At 60.0% G+C, this 743-nt stretch carries 1 protein-coding gene; it reads right to left on the bottom strand.

All coding sequences use genetic code 11. The features are described 5' to 3' along the window. Positions 1 to 14 precede the first annotated feature (14 nt). Positions 15 to 743 (bottom strand): ISAs1 family transposase (locus NKJ06_RS35610; RefSeq protein ID WP_352812614.1); only part of this gene is annotated, 729 nt, incomplete at its 5' end.

Genomic DNA, 743 nt, shown 5'->3' with positions numbered 1-743 from the left:
CCAGGGGAATCGCTTCAGGTTAACGTTGATTTTTGACGGATGAGATTTTCGAGATAATCGGCGTTGAGATTGGCGAGTTTTCGTCGAACCTTGAGGCTGTGCTTGTCCTTGGGGTTTCGGACGAGGTTGACGGCCATGTGTTTGACGATGGCCATGTTTTGCGGACCGTGCGCTGTTCTGAGACGCGCGAGATCGTCGTGAAAGACGACATCGAGCACCCAGTGGAGCCGGTTCTCGATGCCCCAATGGGCTCGCACGGCATGGGCGAAGCTTTTGGCGTCGAGCTTGGCGGAGGACAGATAGTAGCGCCGCTCGTGCTCGGTCTTGCCGTTGCGTTCGACGCGGGTTTCGATCATGCCGATCATGGCCAGGCGCGGGAAGCGCGGTTCGCCGGGATAGCGGCGGTCGGAGAACAGCCAGTCAACCGTATGGCAGACGGTGTGGCGACGGCCTTCAAGGCGGCCATGGTCGTTGTCGGTGGTCTCGACGGGTGTTTCCAGCATGGTTTGCGGCGGCTCCGCGAAGAAGCGCTCGACATCGGCGAAGGTGGCAGGCCAATTGGCCTTGAGCGCGAGCAGATAGTCGCCGCCCTTGGCGACAACGGCTTCGGCGATTGCCGCCTGTGTTCCCATGGCATCGATAGTGACCAGTGCGCCGGTCAGTTCAAGGCGTTCGAGCAGCAACGGGATGGCGGTGATTTCATTTGATTTTATGTCTGTCGCCTGCTGGCCGAGCACGAGCCT

It is taken from the genome of Mesorhizobium sp. M0293, assembly GCF_040321735.1.
Lineage (GTDB): Bacteria > Pseudomonadota > Alphaproteobacteria > Rhizobiales > Rhizobiaceae > Mesorhizobium.
The sequence above is the reverse complement of the archived record's forward strand: the minus strand, read 5'-3'. Positions and strand labels throughout refer to the sequence as shown.